Annotated in this window: 2 protein-coding genes; both read left to right on the top strand. The window is 47.6% G+C overall.

What is annotated here, in order from left to right:
• Positions 1-107 precede the first annotated feature (107 nt).
• A complete protein-coding gene (locus H524_RS17905; RefSeq protein WP_027940348.1) occupies positions 108-527 on the top strand; it encodes a flagellin in 420 nt (139 codons plus the stop codon).
• A gap of 10 nt (positions 528-537) precedes the next feature.
• A complete protein-coding gene (locus H524_RS15820; protein ID WP_052339092.1) occupies positions 538-1,365 on the top strand; it encodes a flagellin N-terminal helical domain-containing protein in 828 nt (275 codons plus the stop codon).
• The last annotated feature ends 32 nt before the right edge of the window (positions 1,366-1,397 follow it).

Raw genomic sequence — 1,397 nt, 5'->3', positions numbered from 1 at the left:
CGCTCAGAATCGCGTCAAATCTTTTGCTGCTGTTCTGGCACGCTATCTGCTGTATAAAAAGTACTTGACGGGATGATTTGTTTCACATAGGTGCAAATGCCAACGACATGATCACTCTGGCCATTTCAGAGGGCTTCCACATGAGTGGTATTGCCACCATGGCTGGTATTGAGCTTAACAAGAAAGCTGTTGGTCTGTCTAGCAATAACGGCGTAACACGCTGGCTGGTTCATCAGGCTACCTTAGCTCAGGCTACCTTAGGCAACATCGATAGGATGATTGAAATCGTTGATTCTAAGCGTGCGGCCCTAGGCGCAATCCAAAATCGTATGGAAAGCACCATACGTAATCAGAGCTCAATTTCTGAGAATGAGTCTGATGCACGCAGCCGTATTCGCGATACCGATTTTGCATCTGAGACTGCATCATTAACTCAAAACCAGATCATTCAGCAGGCCTCTCAGACCATTCTTTCACAGGCTAACCAGCGCCCTACCGTGGCTCTGAGCCTATTAGGCGGTCGATAGGAGGTAACAAATGGCACTGTACGTTAATACCAACGTTAGCTCCATCAACGCTCAGCGTAAGCTTGCTAACTCAACTCTCGCTTTAAATACCTCATATCAGAGACTCTCAAGTGGTCTTCGCATCAACAGCTCCAAAGATGACGCTGCGGGCCTACAGATCTCTGATCGCTTAACTGCACAGATCAATGGCCTCAACCAAGGCAATCGTAACGCCAATGACGGTATTGCCTTAGCACAGACCATTGAAGGCGCTCTCGACGAGACCACCAACATGCTGCAGCGTATCCGTACTTTAGCTGTACAGGCTGCTAACGGTACTAATACTGCAAAGGATCGTCAGGCTCTCCAAGAGGAAGTGAAATCCCTCTCTCACGAAATCACCCGTATTGCCCAGAAGACTACTTTTGCTGGTGCTACTGTGTTAGATGGTGGTAAGGCACCAAATAACCTGATGCGTGAGATTAAGGGCGCTAATGGTGCAGGTACTGGTAAATATGAGTACTTCTTCCAGGTCGGAGCTAACGCCAAGGACGAAATTAGCCTTCAGTGTGGAGCCTTTACCATCCAAGGCGTTCTGGCAATGGTTAATGAACCATTAAATGCGCAAAACAAACTTGCGGTTGCAGATACAGAAGCTGCTGCGGCAGTAGCTGGCAAATCTGGTCTGGCAAAATCCGCAGCAGGTGCCGCAGCATCCACAGCCTATTGGGTTGTATCTGATCCTGTTGCTGCACAAAACACCTTAGCGAACATCGATAAGTTCATTGAAGCAGTAGATTCTAAGCGTGCGGCCCTAGGCGCAATCCAAAATCATAGCTGCGACATCTTAGCTGCTTAAAATAACCCGAATAGTGTAATATTTTTATACGT

This window comes from Anaerobiospirillum succiniciproducens DSM 6400, assembly GCF_000482845.1.
Taxonomy (GTDB): domain Bacteria; phylum Pseudomonadota; class Gammaproteobacteria; order Enterobacterales; family Succinivibrionaceae; genus Anaerobiospirillum; species Anaerobiospirillum succiniciproducens.
The sequence above is the reverse complement of the archived record's forward strand: the minus strand, read 5'-3'. Positions and strand labels throughout refer to the sequence as shown.

What these genes read in the sequence shown, in the direction of transcription:
- H524_RS17905 (WP_027940348.1), top strand. Translation starts at nt 108, where the DNA reads ATGATCACTCTGGCCATTTCAGAGGGCTTCCACATGAGTGGTATTGCC.
- H524_RS15820 (WP_052339092.1), top strand. Translation starts at nt 538, where the DNA reads ATGGCACTGTACGTTAATACCAACGTTAGCTCCATCAACGCTCAGCGT.